This window comes from Micromonospora sp. NPDC048842 (assembly GCF_040649935.1).
Lineage (GTDB): Bacteria > Actinomycetota > Actinomycetes > Mycobacteriales > Micromonosporaceae > Micromonospora > Micromonospora hortensis.
The window spans coordinates 280,606-299,519 of sequence record NZ_JBEZGK010000008.1; the positions used below are offsets into that span (position 1 = coordinate 280,606).

At 71.4% G+C, this 18,914-nt stretch carries 21 protein-coding genes; 8 read left to right on the forward strand and 13 right to left on the reverse strand.

The window, feature by feature from the left end; translation table 11 throughout:
- Positions 1 to 54: 54 nt before the first annotated feature.
- Complete coding sequence (locus tag AB0C19_RS14660; RefSeq protein ID WP_357184717.1) at positions 55 to 1,884, forward strand: glycoside hydrolase family 15 protein; 1,830 nt, start codon at positions 55 to 57, stop codon at positions 1,882 to 1,884.
- A gap of 9 nt (positions 1,885 to 1,893) precedes the next feature.
- On the opposite strand, the gene AB0C19_RS14665 is transcribed toward AB0C19_RS14660, so the two are convergent.
- Positions 1,894 to 2,709, reverse strand: coding sequence for a DUF72 domain-containing protein (locus AB0C19_RS14665; protein ID WP_357184720.1), 816 nt, complete (start codon positions 2,707 to 2,709; stop codon positions 1,894 to 1,896).
- Between the two features lie 123 nt (positions 2,710 to 2,832).
- On the opposite strand from AB0C19_RS14665, the gene AB0C19_RS14670 reads away from it, so the two are divergent.
- Positions 2,833 to 3,843, forward strand: a complete 1,011-nt coding sequence (locus AB0C19_RS14670; RefSeq protein ID WP_357184598.1) for a glycosyltransferase — start codon at positions 2,833 to 2,835, stop codon at positions 3,841 to 3,843.
- 61 nt (positions 3,844 to 3,904) lie between these two features.
- Positions 3,905 to 4,633 (forward strand): Clp protease N-terminal domain-containing protein, encoded by a 729-nt coding sequence (locus tag AB0C19_RS14675; RefSeq protein WP_357184601.1) that lies wholly within the window; start codon positions 3,905 to 3,907, stop codon positions 4,631 to 4,633.
- Positions 4,634 to 4,643: 10 nt separating this feature from the next.
- Here AB0C19_RS14675 and AB0C19_RS14680 read toward each other — a convergent pair whose 3' ends face one another.
- Positions 4,644 to 5,162 carry a hypothetical protein gene (locus tag AB0C19_RS14680; RefSeq protein WP_203122260.1) on the reverse strand — a complete coding sequence of 173 codons (519 nt, stop codon included), beginning with the start codon at positions 5,160 to 5,162 and terminating at the stop codon, positions 4,644 to 4,646.
- 132 nt (positions 5,163 to 5,294) lie between these two features.
- The gene (locus AB0C19_RS14685; RefSeq protein WP_357184605.1) at positions 5,295 to 5,489 is read right to left on the reverse strand and encodes a DNA repair protein; all 195 of its coding nucleotides are present in this window, start codon (positions 5,487 to 5,489) and stop codon (positions 5,295 to 5,297) included.
- Between the two features lie 171 nt (positions 5,490 to 5,660).
- On the opposite strand from AB0C19_RS14685, the gene AB0C19_RS14690 reads away from it, so the two are divergent.
- Positions 5,661 to 6,323: a GNAT family N-acetyltransferase gene (locus tag AB0C19_RS14690; protein WP_357184608.1), complete on the forward strand. Its 663-nt coding sequence runs from the start codon at positions 5,661 to 5,663 to the stop codon at positions 6,321 to 6,323.
- A gap of 360 nt (positions 6,324 to 6,683) precedes the next feature.
- On the opposite strand, the gene AB0C19_RS14695 is transcribed toward AB0C19_RS14690, so the two are convergent.
- The 4 genes from AB0C19_RS14695 to AB0C19_RS14710 form a co-directional block, all read right to left on the reverse strand.
- Complete coding sequence (locus AB0C19_RS14695) at positions 6,684 to 7,382, reverse strand: TetR family transcriptional regulator (RefSeq protein ID WP_357184611.1); 699 nt, start codon at positions 7,380 to 7,382, stop codon at positions 6,684 to 6,686.
- Positions 7,345 to 7,839, reverse strand: a complete 495-nt coding sequence (locus AB0C19_RS14700; RefSeq protein ID WP_357184614.1) for a DCC1-like thiol-disulfide oxidoreductase family protein — start codon at positions 7,837 to 7,839, stop codon at positions 7,345 to 7,347. Before AB0C19_RS14700 ends, AB0C19_RS14695 begins: the two co-directional genes overlap by 38 nt.
- Complete coding sequence (locus AB0C19_RS14705; protein WP_357184617.1) at positions 7,836 to 8,429, reverse strand: hypothetical protein; 594 nt, start codon at positions 8,427 to 8,429, stop codon at positions 7,836 to 7,838. Before AB0C19_RS14705 ends, AB0C19_RS14700 begins: the two co-directional genes overlap by 4 nt.
- Positions 8,430 to 8,564: 135 nt before the next feature.
- Entirely contained in the window at positions 8,565 to 10,019 is a 1,455-nt protein-coding gene (locus AB0C19_RS14710; RefSeq protein WP_357184620.1) for a glycoside hydrolase family 3 N-terminal domain-containing protein, read from the reverse strand.
- A 168-nt stretch (positions 10,020 to 10,187) separates the two neighbouring features.
- On the opposite strand from AB0C19_RS14710, the gene AB0C19_RS14715 reads away from it, so the two are divergent.
- On the forward strand, positions 10,188 to 11,363 hold the full coding sequence (locus tag AB0C19_RS14715) for an ROK family transcriptional regulator (RefSeq protein ID WP_238670961.1): 1,176 nt from the start codon (positions 10,188 to 10,190) through the stop codon (positions 11,361 to 11,363).
- Positions 11,364 to 11,487: 124 nt separating this feature from the next.
- Here AB0C19_RS14715 and AB0C19_RS14720 read toward each other — a convergent pair whose 3' ends face one another.
- Both AB0C19_RS14720 and AB0C19_RS14725 read right to left on the reverse strand, forming a co-directional pair.
- The gene (locus AB0C19_RS14720; RefSeq protein ID WP_357184624.1) at positions 11,488 to 12,501 is read right to left on the reverse strand and encodes an ABC transporter permease; all 1,014 of its coding nucleotides are present in this window, start codon (positions 12,499 to 12,501) and stop codon (positions 11,488 to 11,490) included.
- On the reverse strand, positions 12,498 to 13,496 hold the full coding sequence (locus AB0C19_RS14725; RefSeq protein WP_357184628.1) for an ATP-binding cassette domain-containing protein: 999 nt from the start codon (positions 13,494 to 13,496) through the stop codon (positions 12,498 to 12,500). Before AB0C19_RS14725 ends, AB0C19_RS14720 begins: the two co-directional genes overlap by 4 nt.
- Positions 13,497 to 13,627: 131 nt before the next feature.
- On the opposite strand from AB0C19_RS14725, the gene AB0C19_RS14730 reads away from it, so the two are divergent.
- On the forward strand, positions 13,628 to 14,470 hold the full coding sequence (locus tag AB0C19_RS14730; RefSeq protein WP_091397101.1) for an ABC transporter ATP-binding protein: 843 nt from the start codon (positions 13,628 to 13,630) through the stop codon (positions 14,468 to 14,470).
- A 23-nt stretch (positions 14,471 to 14,493) separates the two neighbouring features.
- Complete coding sequence (locus tag AB0C19_RS14735; RefSeq protein WP_357184632.1) at positions 14,494 to 15,390, forward strand: ribokinase; 897 nt, start codon at positions 14,494 to 14,496, stop codon at positions 15,388 to 15,390.
- A gap of 45 nt (positions 15,391 to 15,435) precedes the next feature.
- Here AB0C19_RS14735 and AB0C19_RS14740 read toward each other — a convergent pair whose 3' ends face one another.
- The 4 genes from AB0C19_RS14740 to AB0C19_RS14755 form a co-directional block, all read right to left on the reverse strand.
- The gene (locus AB0C19_RS14740; RefSeq protein WP_357184635.1) at positions 15,436 to 16,164 is read right to left on the reverse strand and encodes a hypothetical protein; all 729 of its coding nucleotides are present in this window, start codon (positions 16,162 to 16,164) and stop codon (positions 15,436 to 15,438) included.
- Between the two features lie 46 nt (positions 16,165 to 16,210).
- A complete protein-coding gene (locus tag AB0C19_RS14745) occupies positions 16,211 to 16,600 on the reverse strand; it encodes a hypothetical protein (protein ID WP_357184638.1) in 390 nt (129 codons plus the stop codon).
- Entirely contained in the window at positions 16,597 to 17,079 is a 483-nt protein-coding gene (locus AB0C19_RS14750; RefSeq protein ID WP_357184641.1) for a DUF6232 family protein, read from the reverse strand. The genes AB0C19_RS14745 and AB0C19_RS14750 overlap by 4 nt, the downstream gene beginning before the upstream one ends.
- A gap of 479 nt (positions 17,080 to 17,558) precedes the next feature.
- Positions 17,559 to 18,038 (reverse strand): DUF6232 family protein, encoded by a 480-nt coding sequence (locus AB0C19_RS14755; RefSeq protein ID WP_328650668.1) that lies wholly within the window; start codon positions 18,036 to 18,038, stop codon positions 17,559 to 17,561.
- Positions 18,039 to 18,136: 98 nt separating this feature from the next.
- Between AB0C19_RS14755 and AB0C19_RS14760 the strand changes: the two genes are divergently transcribed.
- Complete coding sequence (locus AB0C19_RS14760) at positions 18,137 to 18,910, forward strand: enoyl-CoA hydratase-related protein (RefSeq protein WP_357184645.1); 774 nt, start codon at positions 18,137 to 18,139, stop codon at positions 18,908 to 18,910.
- The last annotated feature ends 4 nt before the right edge of the window (positions 18,911 to 18,914 follow it).

Sequence of the window (18,914 nt, forward strand, 5' to 3'; positions counted from 1 at the left end):
TCGACGGTGCCCGGGTAGTCGCCGCCATTGCCAGTACTGATGGCGGGGGATGGCGTGGACAGCTACCCGGCAGTCGAGGACCACGGTCTGATCGGTGATCTACAGACCGCGGCACTGATCAGCACGGACGGCACGGTCGACTGGTTCTGCGCGCCCCGCTTCGACTCGCCGAGCGTCTTCGGCGCGCTGCTGGACCGCCGCAACGGCGGCCACTTCCAGCTCTCGCCCGAGGGTGTCGACTACACGAGCAAGCAGCTCTACCTGCCCGGGACGCCGATTCTGATCACCCGCTTCCACAGCGCCGACGGTGTCGGTGAGCTGTTGGATTTCATGCCGGTCACCGGTGCGGAGGCCACCGACCGGCACCGGCTGATCCGGCTGGTGCGGATGGTTCGGGGGAGCATGCGGTTCCGCTTCCACTGCCACCCACGGTTCAACTACGGGCGCGATCCGTACGAACTGGAGGTGCACCCCGAGGGCGACGTCTTCCGGAGCCCGACGATGACGCTCACCCTCGCCGCCTTCAAGAACTCGCGCCGCGAGTTCAACGCGAGGGACATCAAACGGGACACCGACGGTGTGTCTGCTTCGTTCACCCTGCACGCCGGCGACATCGGCGGGGTGGTCCTGGAGACTGCGTGTCCGCACGCGCCCCGAGCCCTCACCACCGACGAGGCGTGCGAACTGCTCGCCGAGACCCGCGACTACTGGCGGCGGTGGGTGGGCGGTTCCCGCTACAAGGGCCGCTGGAGGGAGGTGGTCGAGCGGTCGGCGATGACCCTCAAGCTGATGACGTACGCACCAACCGGTGCCCTGGTCGCCGCGCCCACCGCGGGGCTGCCCGAGCAGATCGGCGGGCAGCGGAACTGGGACTACCGCTACACCTGGATCCGGGACGCGTCCTTCTCCGTGCATGCGCTGCTGCGCCTGGGCTTCACCGACGAGGCCCAGAAGTATCTGCTCTGGCTCGACGCGCGCATCCGTGAGGCACGCGACGGCAACCTTCCCCTGCAGATCATGTACCGCATCGACGGCTCACCGGACCTCCCCGAGGAGGTGCTGGGACATCTGGAGGGATACCGCGGCTCCGCGCCGGTGCGGATCGGCAACGGCGCGGCGGGCCAACTCCAGCTCGACATCTACGGCGAGGCGCTCGTCTCGTTGGAGCTCGCGGACCGCAACGGGCTGATCGCGCCGTACGAGGGGTGGCGCAAGACGGCTGGGCTGATGGACTGGCTCTGTGCGCACTGGGACCAGCCCGAGGACGGCATCTGGGAGACCCGTTCCGGCCGGCAGGACTTCACCTACGGTCGGGTGTTGTCCTGGGTCGCGCTGGACCGGGCCATCCGCATCGCACGTCGCCGGGGCCGCCCCGGCGACATCGCCCGCTGGTCCGCCGAACGTGACGCCATCTACCAGCAGGTGATGACTCGTGGGTTCAACCAGGAACGTCGCGCGTTCGTGCAGCACTACGGGTCCGACATCCTGGACGCGTCGCTGCTGGCGATGCCGGGGCTGAACTTCATCTCGCCGACCGACCCGCTGTGGGAGTCGACGCTGCGGGCGATGGACACCGGACTGGTCTCCGACAGCCTGGTCTACCGCTACGACCCGAAGGCCTCGCCGGACGGTCTCGCCGGCACCGAGGGCACCTTCAACATGTGCACCTTCTGGTACGTGCAGGCGCTCGCCCTGGCCGGCCGGATCGACGACGCCCGGTTGACCTTCGAGAAGATGCTCACCTACAGCAACCCGCTCGGCCTCTATTCCGAGGAGATCGCGCCGACCGGTGAGCAGATCGGCAACTTCCCGCAGGCGTTCAGCCACCTCTCGCTGATCAGCACGGCGGCCCACCTCGACGACCTGCTCGACCGGCAGGGTTGACCGGTCGGGTCAGAACAGCGTCAGCGGCTCGACCGGGATCGGCTCGGGCAACGCGTCGAGCCCGGGTACGCGTGCTCGTACCTCGTCATGGAACCGGCGGGCGAGCGCCGGCGCGTCGGCGTTGTCCGGGGTGTGGATGAACATCGTCGGCGAGCGCCCCTCGCGGAGCCAGGTGACTGTCACGTCGACCCAGCGCTGCCACCCCTCGACGGTGCGCGTCGGGTCGTCGCGACCGAGGTAGCGGATGATCGGTCGGTCGGTCAGCGCGAGGGACCGGAGGGGCACGCGGGGCTTCTTGGTCCAGGCGTCCCGCTCCGCGTCGCTGGTCGGTGGGCTCGCGAAGAAGGCTGTCGTGTCGAAGGGGATCCACTCGGCGCGGGCGGCGGCGAGGGTCGCCTCGAGCAGTCGGGCCGCGTGGGCGTCGGTGAAGAACGCGGGATGGCGAACCTCCACCGCGTACCGGTGGGACCGCGGGAGCTGCTCCAGGAAACGGCCCAGGGCCGGGACGTCAGCGGGAGCGAAGGAGCCGGGCAGTTGGATCCAGAGGGCGTGGGCGCGCGGGCCGAGCGGTTCGATGGCGTCCAGAAAGACGCGCAGCGGTTCGTCGACGTTGGTGAGCCGGCGTTCGTGCGTGATGACCTTGGGAAGTTTGAGGACGAACCGGAAGTCGGGACCCGTCTGGGCGGCCCACGAGGCCACTGTGTCCCGGGCCGGGGTCGCGTAGAACGTGGTGTTGCCCTCCACGGCGTCACACCAGCTGGCGTAGTGCCGCAGGCGCTCGGTGGGCGGCAGCCGGTGGCCCGGCCACGACCGGTGACTCCACATCGCGCACCCCACGTGCAGACGCATGACCGCCCTTCCCGCCGGTGACCGCGCTCGACCGGAGCCACCGTATACGGGCCGGCGGACCCGGCCGGGTCCACGGTGCGGCAGGTAGGGTCCGACGCCATGCGTGTGCTGTTCGCCAGTCTTGCGTCCGTCGGTCACACCTACCCGCTGGTCCCGCTGGCGATCGCCGCCCGGGAGGCCGGGCACGAGGTCCACTTCGCCGCCGGTCCAGAGGTGCACCCGCCGCTCGCCGCGCACGGCCTGCGGCCGTTCCGGCCCGGCGACGCCTTCTACGAGGTGTACGCCGAGGATCTCGCTCCGGAGTTGGCGCGGCTGCGGCCCGACCTGGTGGTGCACGAGTGGGGGCTGCCGGGTGCGGCCGTGGCGGCTCACCGGGCCGGCATCCCGGGCCTGTGGCACGGGTTCGGCCGGATGTTTCCCGAGGGCATCGGCCTGGAACTACCCACCAGGAACGCCGAGGTCGTCGGCCGGCCGCACCTGGACATCTGGCCGCCCTCGCTCCAGGACAAGGACTTCCTCGCCACCGAACGTCGGATCGAGCTGCGACCTGTCGCCTTCTCCACACCGGCCCCGCTGCCCGAGCGGGTGAGCCGTCGCACGTCCCGGCCGTTGATCTATCTGACCCTCGGCACCGCGTTCGGCACGCCGGAGTTGCTGCGCACCGCCATCGCCGGCCTGGCGGCGCTGGACGCCGACGTGGTGGTCGCGGCGGGCCGGGTACCGCTGGAACAACTGGGCGAGATCCCTGACCGCGTCGGCGTGCACCAGTGGGTGTCGCAGGCGGAGTTGCTGCCGCTCGTCGACCTGGTGGTGCACCACGCAGGTAGCGGTACCACCCTCGGCGCGCTGGCGGCCGGCGTACCGCAGTTGCTGCTGCCGCAGGGCGCCGACCAGTTCGCCAACGCCGACACGCTCGCCGCCGCCGGTGTCGCAGTGCGGCTCCTTCCCGGCGAGGTGGACGCGGTTGCCATCGCCGAGCAGGCGCACCGCCTGCTGCCGCAGCACGGCAACGCCGAGCAGTGCGACGCGGTCCGGGCGGTCGCCGAGGAGATCGCGGCCATGCCCGCGCCGGGGGCCGTCGCTCGACTGCTGCCGGAGTACGCCGCCTGATCTGACGCAACATCGTCAACTCAGGGTTGACGCCAGGAGTGCGTCAACCTATGGTTGACGCATGACAGATCCTCTCCAGATGGGTAACACCGTCAAGCTCGACGACCTGATCCAGGCGATCAAGACGGCGCACACCGACGCGCTCGACCAACTCACCGACGCGGTCATCGCCGCCGATCACCTCGGTGAGGTGGCCGATCACCTGATCGGGCACTTCGTCGACCAGGCCCGGCGCTCCGGCGCCTCCTGGACCGACATCGGCCGCAGCATGGGGGTCACCAAGCAGGCCGCCCAGAAGCGCTTCGTGCCGAAGGCGACCGACGCGGCCGCGCTCGACCCCAACGCCGGCTTCGGCCGGTTCACCCCGCGCGCCCGCAACGTGGTGGTGGCCTCGCAGGAGGAGGCCCGGGCCAGCGGCAACGCCGAGATCGGCCCCGAGCACCTGGTGTTGGGCCTGCTGGCCGAGCCGGAAGGGCTGGCAGCCAGGGTGATGGCTGGTCGTGGCGCCACCCCCGAGGCGGTACGAGAGGCGGTCGGAGCCGTCCTCCCTGCACGGGCCGAGCAGGTTCCGGACCTCATCCCGTACGACGCGCGCGGCAAGAAGGCGCTGGAGCTGACCTTCCGGGAGGCGCTGCGCCTCGGGCACAACTACATCGGCACCGAGCACGTGCTGCTCGCGCTGCTGGAGCAGGAGGACGGCGCCGGCGTGCTCACCAACCTCGGCCTGGACAAGGCGACGGTCGAGGCCGACCTGGCCGCCGCTCTCGCCGCCGCCGTCGGAAAGAAGTGAAGCCCCGGGGTCAGGACGCCTCAGGAAAGCCGTAACGCAGGGCGTGCTCCGGATCGGCCGGGTCGATCTGGCGTACGCCCGCGTCGGCGAGGCGCTTGTTGACCTCGTCGAGTTGCTCGCGCACCAGGCGGGCCTCCTCCTCGGTGACCCGGCCCCGGTGTGGCTTGCCGGCGTGCTCCAGCGTGCCGTAGTCGATCTTCTCGGTGGTCTTGCGGGCCTTGGGCGGGCGGACCCGCTCGGCCGTCTTCAACAGTTGCGCCATCGGCACGTCGGTGGCCATCGCGTCGAACTCGCTGGCGGTCAACACCACCCGGCGGGGCTCGCCGCCACCGTGCCGGTCGTGGATCTCCACCACTGCCACGTCCAGCGCGGCGTCGTCGATGTTCTCCACCTCGCCCGGGGTGGCGTCCAACTGCACGGGCCCGGCGACCAGGTCCGGGTGCTCCAGCACGACGACGCGGACCACCTCGTCGTCCTGCTGCAGAACCGTGCCGGTGAAGTCGGAGACGTGGATCGTCTTCTTGCCCATGCGCGGAGCTTCTCCTGTCGTAGGCCGGGATGGCGGACCACAAGAAATTACCCGACAGGTGTGCGAAAGCTGCCGCTGGACCTCCTCCGGTGTGTCGCCCGGGCGAACGTCAGAGGTTTGCCCTGTGGTGGGTCAGTGGTTGTTCAGGCGGTGCCTACTGGAGCTACCGATGGACAGCTTGTTAAGGCCGGCCCACGACAGGGCGCCGCCGCCGATCGTCCGAGGGTTCCGGTAGCTCGGCTGGGGCGGATTGCCTCCGACGGCCTCGGCCGCCTGCCAGAGTCGCTCGGGGTCCTGCTGGTAGTGGTCGCTCGGCTGAATCGGCATGCGTTCACCGTCCCAAACAAAGGTGTCCAGGTATGGAAATACATATGACGGTCGATCCGCTTGCCCGGTTCCCGCACCCCTTTTCCGTTTGGCCCCGACGTATCCTGCGCCCGGCCCCGCCGTCCGGCGTACGGTGATCGACGACGGGTCGGGTGACGCGGGGAGGTGCGCATGCTCGACCGGCGACTTCACCTGCACCTGGCCACCTGGCTGGGCCAGTGGCCGGCCGGGCCGGGGTTGCACGTGGTCGCCTCGCAGCGGCGGGCCGAACCGGCCTGGGACGGCCGGCTCCGCCCCGCGCTCGCCGTGGACACCGGGCAGAGCGCAGTGCTCTCCGTGGCGCCGGACCGCGTGGCGGCGATCCGCGCGTTGGTTGGCCGTACGCCGACTCGGCTGCTCGCCGCGTTGCCGGAGGCCGTCGGCAGACCCGAATTCTGCCTGCATGACGGCCCGTTCCGGTGGAGCCTGGCCCCCGCGCCGCTGCCCGACGTGGGGGAGTGGACCGAGCCCACCGCTCCCGGGCTGCCGCCGTGGCTGCGACTCTTCGACCGGCCGGTGCTGGTGGTCCGGGACCCGGACGGCGCCTATCTGGCCGGTGCCGGGATCAAACGGCACGACGCGTACGGGCACGAGTTGGCCGTCGGCACCGTACCGGCAGCCCAGGGACGCGGCCTCGCCCGTCGACTGGTGGCCCAGGCCGCACGGCGGGTGCTCGACGAGGGAGCCGTCCCCACCTACCTGCACGAGCGGGACAATCACGCCTCGGCCCGGGTGGCCGAAGCGGCAGGGTTCCCGGACCGGGGCTGGCGCGCGTACGGCGTCTATCCGCGCTGAGCGTCGGGGCCGCTGAGATTCGCGATCTTGCACTTACTGTCGAGGCATAGCGGGCATTCCACGCATCACGACGACCGAAACTGCAAGATCGGCGCGGGCGCGAGCGCGGGCGCGAGCGCGAGCGCGGGCGCGGGCGCGGCGGGGCAATCGGCGCGGACCGTGGATCCCGGGCCGGATCCACGGTCCGCAACCTCCCCCCAGGCCCCGGTACCGGGTGTAGCGGCCTCGCCGGGGGCGAGCCGCTACGTGTCGATCACGCTACGTATCGAACAGGCTCGGGGCAAGGTTGAAGCTGTCGGTTCGGAGTGTCGAAAAGCGGACTTGACCTGCTGCTTCGCCGGCCGCAGGAGGTCAGCCGGATCAGTGACGGAGCGTGCGGATCAGGTCGAGCACCTGTCGGGTCACCGGCCGCAGGACCCGGAGCCGGGACAGCGCCACGAGCCGGTCGATCAGTGGTACGGCCCCGTCGATGAGCTGGCGGGTCTTGGTCTGGCCCGGCGATCGGTCGTGCACCCAGTACAGGATCACGCCCATGTACGCGAGCCAGAGCAGCTCTGGCAGCTGCGGACGGAGCTCGGCGTCGACCTTTGCCGTCGAGCCGGTCAACACCTCGCCGAAGAGGTCGATGGCCGCCTGTCGGGGACCGGAGGACTCCGCGGAGAAGGGGCTGAGCGGAGAGGTGGGCTCCGCGGCGGTCTTGAAGAAGGTCGCCGCGAATCCGTGTGAGGGCGTCAACACGTCGATCCCCGCGTGCAGCACTCCGGCGAGCCGGGGACCGAACGCCTCCTCCAGGTCGAGCACCGGCTGCGCGGCGGCCCGGTGCTCGACCTGGGACTGGGCGTAGAACTCCTGAATCAGGTGGTCCTTGGAACCGAAGTAGTAGTAGGCGTTGCCGACCGCCACGCCGGCCTCCTGCGCGATCGCCCGCATGGTGGTCTGGGCGTACCCGCGTTCGCGGAACAGCCGCATCGCGGTGTCCCGGATCAGCTGCCGGGTCTGCTCGCCTCGGGCGGTGGCTGGGTCACCCGCAGTGGTCGTCTGCGCAGGCTGTTCGGTCATCGGGGTCACCGTATCCCGCCGGTTCGTCGGTCGGCTCGGCCCACGGGTCGCGGATCCGCTCCCGGATCGCCGAGGCGGCGGCCACCGTCTGCCGGGCGAGGGGCAGCAGGTGCGGTCGGGCCAGCCGCTCGGCAGTGGACCGATGATCGGTCAGCGCCCAGAGGCAGGCGAACCAGGCGCCGTCGCCCGCGTACACCTCGCCGGTGTCGGCGATCACTGTGAGGTCGCGCAGCGTCGCGTCGTGGTCCAGGCCGGGGAAGCGCCGCCGGGCCTCGGCGGAACCGGCCGGCACGAACTCCAGGGGTACGAGCTGGGCGCGGGACGACAACCAGCGGTGGGCGGCGCGGCAGATCGGGCAGGCCGCGTCGAACAGGACTGTGAACCCCCGGATCCCACCGCCGGGGTGAGCGGTGGGATCCGGGAGCCGACCGACGCCACCGGTCCGGGGCGCTGTCATCGGGTCGGTGGGTTCGGGCCGACGCCCGGCTGCGGGCCGGCCGGGTGCGGGCCGGCCGGGTGCGGGCCGGCCGGGTGCGGGCCAGCCGGGTGCGGGCCAGCCGGGTGCGCGCCGGTCGGCTGGGGTCCGCCCGGGTACGCGCCGACCAGCTGCGGTCCGGCTGGGGTGGATTGCATGGGGAGCCGGCCGATCGGGGCGATCGGGGGATGAGTGGCGAGCTGGCGGAGTCGGTTTCGGCGGTAGCGGCCGAGTGCGAAGACGTTGAAGAAGTGCAGCGCGCCGAGCACGAGCAGCACCAAGCCGATCTTGAGTGACAGTTCCTCCATGGCCTGGCTTGTCGAACCCACCGGGTCGGAGTGCTTCATCGCCACGGTGACGTAGCCGAGGTTGAGCAGGTAGAAGCCGACCACGAGGAGGCTGTTGACCGCTTGGGCGAGTCGCTTCTCGGCGAACACCTCGTCCAGGAAGACCAGCCCGTTGCGGGACAGCGCTCGAGCCACCCAGATGGTCAGGCCGACGCTGACCGCGAGGTAGATCACGTACATCCAGACCTTGATGTCCATGTGGACGCCCTTCTTGAACGTGTTCAACTACCGACGTCATCAGACTAGGGCCGTTGTTGAACATGTTCAAGAAGTGGCGACCAGTGACTGTGGACACTCCGTCGCGGCGCTGGAGCGTGACATCCGGCCGAGCGTCTCAGCCCGGCCGGAGAACGCCGTGGCTCAGCCGGTCAGGCCGAGCACCTCGGCCGCCGCGCGACCGTTGGCGTGGCTCGCGCCGTAGGTGATGACGAAGGCGCGGACACCCGCTGGCCGCCACTGTGCCGGCCAGCCCATCTCCACCACTGTCACCGGGTGCTGGGCCGCCAGGTCGGCGATCAGTGCCGGGCCGCCGGGCAGTCGGTGCAGGTGTCGTCCGACCAGCACGATGGGACGGTCGCCCGCCAATCCGCGCAGTGTGGCCGGGTCGGTCTCGGCGGCGATCACCCGCATCTCCGGCACCCCGTGCAGGTGCGGACCGAGACCCCACGGCACCCGACCCTCGGCGATCGTCGACTCGGTGTGCAGTTGCACCACCAGTGGCTGGTCCAAGCCGCTGAGCACACCCTCCACCCGGACCGCTCGACGCGCTGCCGCGTACCCCAGTTCGGTGTCGCTGGTGGTCGGCGACCCGCCGGCGGCCCGGGTCCAGGCGGCGAGATCGGCGGCGCGGCCGGCCGCCTCCTCGACCCGTGCCCTTGCCAGCCGGCCGTCGGCGAGCGCGTCGACGATCTCGGCGGCCACCCGCTCGACCAGCTCAGCGTCGACAGTCGCGCCGATGCAGAGCAGGTCGGCACCGGCGCTCAGGGCCCGGACCGCAGCTGGCCCGACCCCGCCGGCGGCCACTGCGGCACCCTTCATCTCCAGCGCGTCGGTGATGACGGTGCCGGTGAAGCCGTACTCGGTGCGCAGCAGGTCGACCAGGACGGCTCGGCTGAAGGTGGCCGGGTCGGCGCCGGTGAGCGCCGGCACCCGGATGTGCGCTGTCATCACGGCCCGCGCCCCGGCGGCGACGATGGCCGCGAACGGCGGTAGGTCCCGCTGGCGGAGCAGGCTCAACGGGCCATCCACAGTGGGCAGTTCGTGGTGGGAGTCGGTGACTGTGGCGCCGTGCCCGGGGAAGTGCTTGGCGCAGGCGGCCACGCCGACGGCCTGCAACCCGGCCACGGCGGCGGCCGAGTGGGCGGCCACCCGCACCGGGTCCGCGCCGAAGGACCGGGTGCCGATCACCGGGTTGTCGTCGGCGGTGTTGACGTCGACAGTGGGGGCGAGGTTGACGGTGATGCCGAGCGCTGCCAGTTCGGCGCCGATCGACTGGTAGACCCGTCGGGTGAGAGCCACGTCGCCGATCGCGCCCAGGGCGGCGTTACCGGGGTACGGGCTGCCGGTGGCGTGCGCCAGCCGGGTCACGTCGCCACCCTCCTCGTCGATCGCGATCAGCGCGTCCGGCCGACCGGCGCGCAGCGCGGCGGTGCTCGCCGCCACCTGCGCGGGGTCGTGCACGTTGGTGCCGAACAGGGTGTGCCCGGCCAGCCCGTCGGCCAGCAGGTCGACCGCCCAGTCCGGCGGGACCGGTCCCGCGTACGCGGCCAGCAGCGTGCCCAGCGCGAGCCGGCGCAGTCCTGGATCCAACCCCACGTGCTTCCCCCTTCGGTGCCCCCGCGGGTACGAAACGTCGTACCGGTGGTGGTCTTGGCCCTGCCGACTCGGCGGAGCGTCCCACCGTCGAGTGGCCGTTACGCTACGGCTACCCGTTCGCAGGTTGGTTTACAGTTAGCAAAGTTTACTAAAACTAGAGGACGTGTCATGAGTGCGACCCGGCTGCCCGGCACCCCCCGTCTGTTGCGGGCGCTCAACGACCGTGCCGCGCTGGAGCTGCTCCTCGAACGCGGCCCGCTGACCCGAGCTCGACTCGGCGAGCTGACCGGGCTGTCCAAGGTCACCGCATCGCAACTTGTCGAGCGGCTGGAGGAGCGCGGCCTCGTCGCGCGGGTCGGCGAGCAGGCCGGCGGGAGAGGGCCGAACGCCCAGCTCTACGCCGTCCGCCCGGGCAGCGCGCACGTGGTCGGCGTGGACGTCGGGCCGGACCGGGTGGTGGCGGCGTGCGCCGACATCACCGGTGCGGTCATCGGCCGGGTGGAACAGTCGACCCGGGACACCGACGACCCGGTGGGCGTGGTGCACAACGCCGTCGTGCAGGCGGCGAGCAGCGCCCAGGCGCAGCTGAGCAGCGTACGACGGATCGTGCTCGGCACGCCGGGCCTGGTCGACCCCGGCACCGGCGACATCACCTTCGCCTTCAACCTGCCGCGCTGGCACAGCGGTCTGCTCGCCGCGCTGCGGGACGACCTGCACACGCCGGTTGTCTTCGAGAACGACGTCAACCTGGCCGCGGTGGCCGAGGCGCAGTCCGGCGCGGCGCAGGGGCTGTCGGACTTCGTGCTGGTCTGGGTGGGCGCCGGCGTCGGCCTCGCGATCATGCTGGGCGGGCGGTTGCACCACGGCAGCAGCGGCGCCGCCGGCGAGATCGGCTATCTGCCGGTGCCCGGCGCGCCCATCCCGCGTGACGTGTCCCGTCGCGCCAAGCCGGCTTTCCAGCAGCTGATCGGTGCGGACTCGGTGCGCGCTGTGGCCCGCGAGCACGGCTACCCGGACGCCGACGCGGCCGAGGCGGTCCGCGCTGCCGTCGCGGCCGGCGCTGACGGCGGCCCGATGCTCGACGAACTCGCCCGTCGGCTCGCGCTCGGCGTGGCCAGCACCTGCGTGGTGCTGGACCCACCGCTGGTAGTGCTCGCCGGCGAGGTCGGCCAGGCCGGTGGCGCGGCGCTCGCCGACCGGGTGCAGCAGGAGGTCGCGGCGATCACCCTGGTCCAGCCGCGGGTGGTGCCGACCGGGTTGACCGAGGAGCCGATCCTGCACGGTGCGCTGCGCACCGCCCTGGACGCCGTGCGCGACGAGGTGTTCGGCTCCACCGTCGGCTGAGCCCGCTGCGGCGGTCATGTGAAGGAATATTTCACCGTGCGCCCATAGCTTGCAAGCTCTTGCCGGGCGCCGGCTTGGCCGTTCCGTCGGGCCGCCCGCGGTGGGGCGACCCGACGGCCTCGATTCAGATCAGGTCACGGCGACGGAACACGGCGAACGCCGCCGCGGTCAGCCCGCCCGTGATCGCCAGCAGCACCAACAGCGCCGGCAGCCAGGTCACCGTGTAGAACCCCTCGCAGTAGGGGTAGTCGGTACTGCCCCGGCAGAGCTGCTCGTCATAGAACCGCGCCTCGCCGTTGAGCCACGCCCCGATGTGGCTGGAGAGCATGAACAGGTCCGACTTCCGCGCGTCGACGATCTCCAGGACCAGCCGGGCGCCCAACTCCCACAGCACCGCGTACGCGGCGAACGCGCCCAACGCCGCCGACGTGTGCCGACCGAGCGTGGCGATCGCGAAGCCCAGCGTGGAAGCCAGCAGCACCAGCACCAGGCCACGGCCGTGCACCGCGCCGAGCGAACTCCAGAAGTCGCTGTTCAACCGGCCCGGTAGGCCGGCGGTCTGACCGATCACCCAGAACGTGGCGAGGTAGGCCAGCGACGCCAGCAGGGCAAGCACCAGCACAGTGCCGAGCAGGGTGCCCAACTTGGTCGCGAGCACCGTCATCCGGCGCGGTCGCCAGAGCAGCAGGTTCACCACCCCGCCGGAGTTCAGGTCGGCGCCGATGTAGGAGGCGCCGACCAGGAACCCGAACAACACCAGGAACGCGATGAGGAAGTACAGCAGCGACTCGGCCTGCTCGGCGAAGCTGAACACACCCGGCAGGAAGTCGGCGGCGATCGGTAACCGGTCCTGCCGGATCGGGTCGATCTCCGAACAGTCTGTGGAAAAGTAGTCGTCCGGGTCGGGTTGGATGGTGCCGTCCTGGCGGGCCAGGCACTCCTGGTGCCTCGCCTCCATGCTCTGCCTGGCCTCGGCGGCCTGCGCCCGCGCCGAGTTCAGCTCACTGACGCTCGGCTTGTGAGAACCGGCCAGCGTGGTCGCCGCCGTGACGGCGAACGCCAACACCAACAGGACGAGCATGAGCTGCACGAAGCGACGCGCCGACAGTCGCTCCAACTCGGCACGCACCAGGTTCACGCGTCCACTCCCCGATCGAGGTCGATCACAGCTTCGCCCTGCGGCAGCGACGAGTCGCCGCCCTGCCGGGGCACCGACGGATGCTCGTACGCGCCGGTCAGCTCCAGGAAGACGCTCTCCAGATCCGGCCGCAGCGGCGTCAGCTCGCCCACCCACAGACCCTGCTCACCGAGCACCCGACTGATCGCCGTCGGGTCGTCCACCCCGCTCACCACCAACGCTCCGCCGTCCACGACCGCCGTCAGCTCGGCCGCCTGCAGCAGCTCGACGGCCCGCTCCGGTTCGGCCACCCGGACCAGGAACTCGTGCCGGTCGTGGCCCGCCAGCACCTCGTCCACCCGACCGGTCGCGACCCGCCGGCCCCGAGAGATGATCGTGACGTGATCGCAGATCAGCTGGATCTCGCCCAGGATGTGACTGGACACCAGCACTGTCACCCCGTTGGCCGCCAGCGACCGCATCAGGTCCCGCATCTCCCGGATGCCCGCCGGGTCCAGCCCGTTCGCCGGCTCGTCCAGGATGAGCAGACGCGGGTCCTTCAACAGCGCGGACGCCACCGCCAGACGCTGCTTCATGCCCAGCGAGTAGCCCTTCACCCGCTCATCGCCCCGGTCGTGCAGGCCCACCAGATCCAGCACCTCGTCCACCCGCGAGACCGGCACACCACCGGCGCGGGCCAACAACCGCAGCGTCCGGTAGCCGGTGAAGTTGCCGAAGAACTGCGGGCTCTCCACGATGGCGCCGACCTGGCCCGCCACCCGGGGCAGCAGTTCCGGCGACGGTTCGCCGAGCACTGTCATCCGGCCGCTGTCGGCGCTCACCAGCCCGAGCAGGGCCCGCAGGGTGGTGGTCTTGCCCGAGCCGTTGGGGCCCAGGAAGCCGTGGACCTGGCCCGCCTCGACCAGCAGGTCGAACCCGTCCACCGCGACCCGTCGGCCGCTGCGCAGGCTACGGAAGGTCTTGCGCAGACCCTCGATCTCGATGACCGCGCTCATCTGCGTGGCTCCGTACGTCGGCGGGGCATGGGCCGTCCTCCGGGCTTGGTGATCAATGACACGGCGCTTCACCCTATGGCTGAGGTGCCGCCCATGGGGGGTACCCCGGCGCTGCGTGGTTGGATGGTGTGGTGACTGGTGACCTGATCCCCGGCGCTGCCGGCGCCGCGCCTGCCGCCGCTTTCGTGGACCCGGATCTGGTGGTCAGCCTCGACGGCGTCGGCGTACGCCGCTCTGGCACCGCCCTCCTACAGGACCTGACGTGGCGCGTCGAACTGGACGAGCGGTGGGTGGTGCTCGGCTCCAACGGCGCCGGCAAGACCACGCTGCTCAACCTCGCCGCCGGTCGGCTGCACCCCACCACGGGTGTCGCGCACGTGCTCGGCGAGCGGATCGGCCGCACCGACGTCAACGAGCTGCGTACCCGGATCGGGCTCACCACCGCCGCGATCGCCGAGCGGCTGCCCGCCGACGAGCGGGTCAGCGACGTGGTGGTGACCGCCGCCTGGTCGGTGGTCGGCCGCTGGCGGGAGAACTACGACCGTGGCGACGAGGCACGGGCGCGGGCACTGCTGAGTCAGCTCGGCGTCGGTGGCCTCGCCGAACGCCGCTACGGCACCCTCTCCGAGGGTGAGCGCAAGCGGGTGCAGATCGCCCGTGCCCTGATGACCGACCCGGAGCTGCTGCTGCTCGACGAGCCCGCCGCCGGGCTCGACCTGGGTGGTCGGGAAGACCTGGTAGCCCGACTTGCCGAGCTGGCGTACGACCCGGACGCCCCGGCGATGGTGCTCGTCACCCACCACGTCGAGGAGATCCCGCCCGGGTTCACCCACGCGATGCTCCTGCGCGAGGGTGGGGTGGTCGCCCAGGGCCTGCTCGCCGAGACGCTGACCGGTGACAACCTCTCCAAGACCTTCGGGCTGCCACTTGTGGTCGAGCGGTCGGGCGACCGCTTCACGGCTCGCGCCGCCTGAGCGTCGGACAGGCGGAGACGGCCGTGCCGCAGACTCGGGTTGCCGTGGTGGGCAGCGCCAACATGGACCTGGTCGCGATGGCACCCGCGCTGCCTCGACAGGGCGAGACCATGCTCGGCACCGATTTCGTGATGGTGCCCGGCGGCAAGGGCGCCAACCAGGCCGTGGCCGCGGTCCGGGCCGGCGCCTCCTGTACCTTCCTCGGCGCGATCGGCTCGGACGCCTTCGGCGTCACCCTCAAGGCCCGCATCACCGCGGCCGGGGTGGACACCAGTCAGCTTCGCGTGGTCTACGGCGCCTCCGGAGTGGCGCTGGTGATGGTCAACGCCCAGGGGGAGAACGCCATAGTGGTCACCCCCGGAGCGAACGACGCCCTGGTCGGCCTCACCGAGGAGGAGCTGACCACTGTGCGCGCCGCGGACGTCCTGGTCGCCCAACTGGAGATCCCGGTGCAGACCGTGACCGCCGCCGCGGTGGCCGCCCGCGAGGCCGGCACCAGGGTCATCCTGAATGCCGCCCCGGCGCGGGACCTCCCACCCGAGCTGCTCGCCGCCGTGGACCTGCTGGTCGTCAACGAGGGCGAGGCGCAGGCGCTCGCCGGCCGGGGGCGGGAGGAGCCGCGTGCGCTGCTCGACCTGACCCCCCGGGCCGTGCTCACTCTCGGCGGTGAGGGCGCCTGGTACGTCGACCGGGACGGCACCGAGGTGCACGTGCCGGCGGCACCTGTCGACGTGGTCGACTCCACCGCCGCCGGTGACGCGTTCACCGCCGCGCTGGCAGTCGGCTGGGGCGAAGGACGCGACCTGGTCGACGCGGTGCGCTGGGCGTCGGCGGCCGGCGCTGCCTGCGTCCGCAAGCTCGGCGCCTCGGTGGCGCTACCGCAACGCGCCGAGATCGACGAGCTGTACGTACCGGCCTGACCACACCCGCCGCACTCCGGCCGACTCGCCTGGGCGGGCCGGTCGTCAGCCGACGGGCTCGTCGGTGAGCTTCTCGCCGCGTCGGCGCAGCATGCCCAACCCGGGGATGCCGGCCACGGCGAGCTTGAGGTCGCGGGTCACGTCGAGCAGATCGTGCAGGTCCGGCCCGACCCGGTCCAGCGTGGCCAGAATCGGCAGGATGTCCGCCGTCAGGTGTTCCTTGAGCTTCGGCAACTCGTCGATCAGGTGGATCGCCGCGCTGATCTCCTCGTGACTCAACTCCTCCACGAACCGCCCGGCCATCGGCGCGGCTCGGCGCAACGCCGGCTCGTACGCCGCCAGCAGCTCGGCCGCCGTCGCGGCGGCCGCCGTCGCGGTGCCCACGGTGGTGGCGGCGCGGTTCGCGACACGGTCGGCCTCGGCGACGACAGTGCCCGCCGCCCGGGAGACCCGTTCGGCCTCGGCGACCACCACGGCGGCGGCGGTGGCCACCTCGGTGGCCGTGTCGATGGCGGTGGTCGCGGCGGCGCTGATGACGGCCACCTCGCGGACCGCCGCCTCGGCGTCGGTGAGCACCTGGTCGGTCCGGTCCAGTGTTGTCTCGATCCGGTCGACCACGCCGTTGATCCGGGCCACCAGCGCCTCCACACCGTCCAGCACGGCGAACGCGCGGGCGGGCACGGCCGCCATCGAGGCCGCGGAGCCGAGCGCCTGGTCGAAAGCGGAGCGGGTCAGGCCGACCACGGCGGCCGGGGTGGGGAGGGGAATCGCCATGGGTCAAGTGTGCGTCGGCAGTGCCACAACCGCCCGACGGAGCTGGTCAGCGGGGCCGTCGACCGGCGGTGTCGGCGCGGGCCACCCGCAGCGCCCACCAGATCAGCGGCACCTGCAACGGCACCCGGCCGTACGCGATGGCCCGCTTCGTCGGGCGTCGGTGCCGCCAGTCCACTGCCATCTTCACGTTCGCCGGCAGGACGGCGACGAAGAGTGCGGCGGCTGCCCGACCGCCGGCCCGCCGGGTGACAGGGTTCGCGACCGCCGCCGCCACCGCCAGTTCGGCCACCCCGCTGGCGTACGTCCAGAATCGGGGTGGGCCGGGCAGCGCGCGCGGCACGATCGGGTCGTAGACGCCGGGTCGCAGCAGATGGGTGACGCCGGCTGCCGCGAGCAGGCCAGCCAGTGCGACGGCCTCGCCGCGGCGGGTGGTCATCGATGGTCTCCCTGCTGTTCGACGGCGCGCTGCACGGCTCGGTAGATCTGCCCGAACCGTAGCGCGTCCGGGGTGCGCACCAGCAGGTCCTCCCGACCGTGGTGCTGCACCCACAACTCGTGCACATGGTTGCCGCGCTCGTAGGAGCGGTCCAGCCAACCCAACGGGATCTCCAGGAACGGCATCAACGCCAGCGCTCCCACCGCGCAGGCAGCGAGAATGATCAGCGCCAGTTGCCAGTTGCCCCGGTCCTGAGCCGACCAGGCCAGCGACAGCACGCAGACCACGGCGACCAGTGGCGGCAGCGAGAGCAGCAGGACCAGGATTCCGCGCCCCAGCACACGGCCGCGTACGGCGAGGGTTTTCTGCCCCCGGTCGTGCCAGACGAACGTCACGTCGGACAGGGCGATCACGTGACCGCCCGCCCGGATCGACTCGGAGGTCACCTGCACCGCGTCGTCCCGGTAATAGAGGGTCATCACTAAGCCTAACCACCGACAGGCAAACCGCGCCTCGCTCGGACCTTGGCACGTGGCCTCTTTCGCAGGGGATCGACCAGTCTGCGCAGAGGATTCGACGGAGGCCGTCCGGCGGGGTAGAGGTGATGTTGCAGTGGTCCTTTGGAGCTGAATCGTCTGCGACATCACGCGTCGCGCTGCGGCCATGTGGCACGGCCGCCCAGCGGCACAGCCGCCCAGCGGCACAGCCGCACAGCCGCACAGCCGCACAGCGGCACAGCGGCGCCGCAAGGCCAACGGTCCGATTCGTTTGTGATATCAGCTCCATAGGCAGTGCAGGAAGGCTGCGCCCGCCTCCGCTGCGCCCGCCTCCGCTGCGCCCGCGTCCGCTGCGCCCGCGTCCGCTGCGCCCGCGTCCGCTGCGCCCGCGTCCGCTGCGCAGGTCCCACCTGTGACGACCGGCCCCGGTCAGGTCGGGACGTGAAGCGGAACCAAACTGGCTAGCGGCGCGTGACGGGGTGGGCCGGCTGGCTGTGCTCGACCGCGCGCTGCACCGCCCGGTAGATCTGCCCGAAGCGCAGCGCGTCACCGGTGCGCAGCAGACGCACCGGCTGACCCCGCCAACGGGCCCAGATCTCCAGTTGGCGGCTGCCCCGGGCGTACGAGCGGTCCAGGTGTTCGAAGAGGAAGTCGGCGACCGGCCCGACGGCCAACCCGACCAGCACCGACGCGCCGACGATCGCGATCGTCACGGTGGGTGAGCGGTGCAGCCAGACGGCCACGCCAATGCCGAGCACCGCCGCGACCAGCGGGCCGGCGAGCGCGGCGCCGATAGCACCCCGTCCCACCAGCACGCGCCAGGATCGGGTGCCCCGGCGATGCCAGATCATGGTGATGTCGGCCAGCTTGTAGCTGCGACCGTCGACACTGACGGTGGTGGAGGTGACCTGCACCGACCTGTCGTCGTAATACGTGATCATGGCTGGACTCCCGCCCACGGGGCTGACACCACACTACTTACCCAAACGAGTCGGGTCGTAAGGTTGGCACGCGACTTCGACGAGGAAGTGAGGGCAGCGTGGGCGAGTTCGTTCGGCTGGAGACCACTGACGGCATCGGCACGATCCGGCTGGAGCGGCCGCCGATGAACGCGCTCAACACCCAGGTGCAGGAGGAGTTGCGCGCCGCCGCCACGGCGGCCACCGCCGATCCCGAGGTCCGCGCCGTCATCGTGTACGGCGGGGAGAAGGTCTTCGCCGCCGGCGCCGACATCAAGCAGATGGCCGACATGTCCTACGTGGACATGGCCGACCGGGCTGCGAACCTGTCCAGCGCGCTCGGCGCGATCGCCCGCATTCCCAAGCCGGTGGTCGCCGCGATCACCGGGTACGCCCTGGGTGGCGGCTGTGAGCTGGCGTTGGCCTGTGACTGGCGAGTGGTAGCCGAGGACGCCAAGCTCGGCCAGCCGGAGATCAAGCTGGGCATCATCCCGGGTGCGGGCGGCACCCAGCGGCTGGCCCGCCTGGTCGGCCCGGCCCGCGCCAAGGACCTGATCATGTCGGGGCGGATGGTGGATGCGCAGGAGGCGCTGCGCATCGGCCTGGCGGACCGGGTCGCCCCGGCCGCCGAGGTGTACGACACGGCCGTCGCGATGATCACTCCGTACCTGACCGGGCCGGTGCAGGCGCTGCGCGGGGCGAAGCTGGCGGTCGACGGCGGCCTGGACATGGACCTGAACTCGGGTCTGGCCTGGGAGAGTCAGCTCTTCGCGGCGCTGTTCGCCACCGACGACCGGCGCGAGGGCATGGCGGCCTTCGTCGAGAAGCGCAAGCCGGGCTTCACCGGCCGCTGAGCCG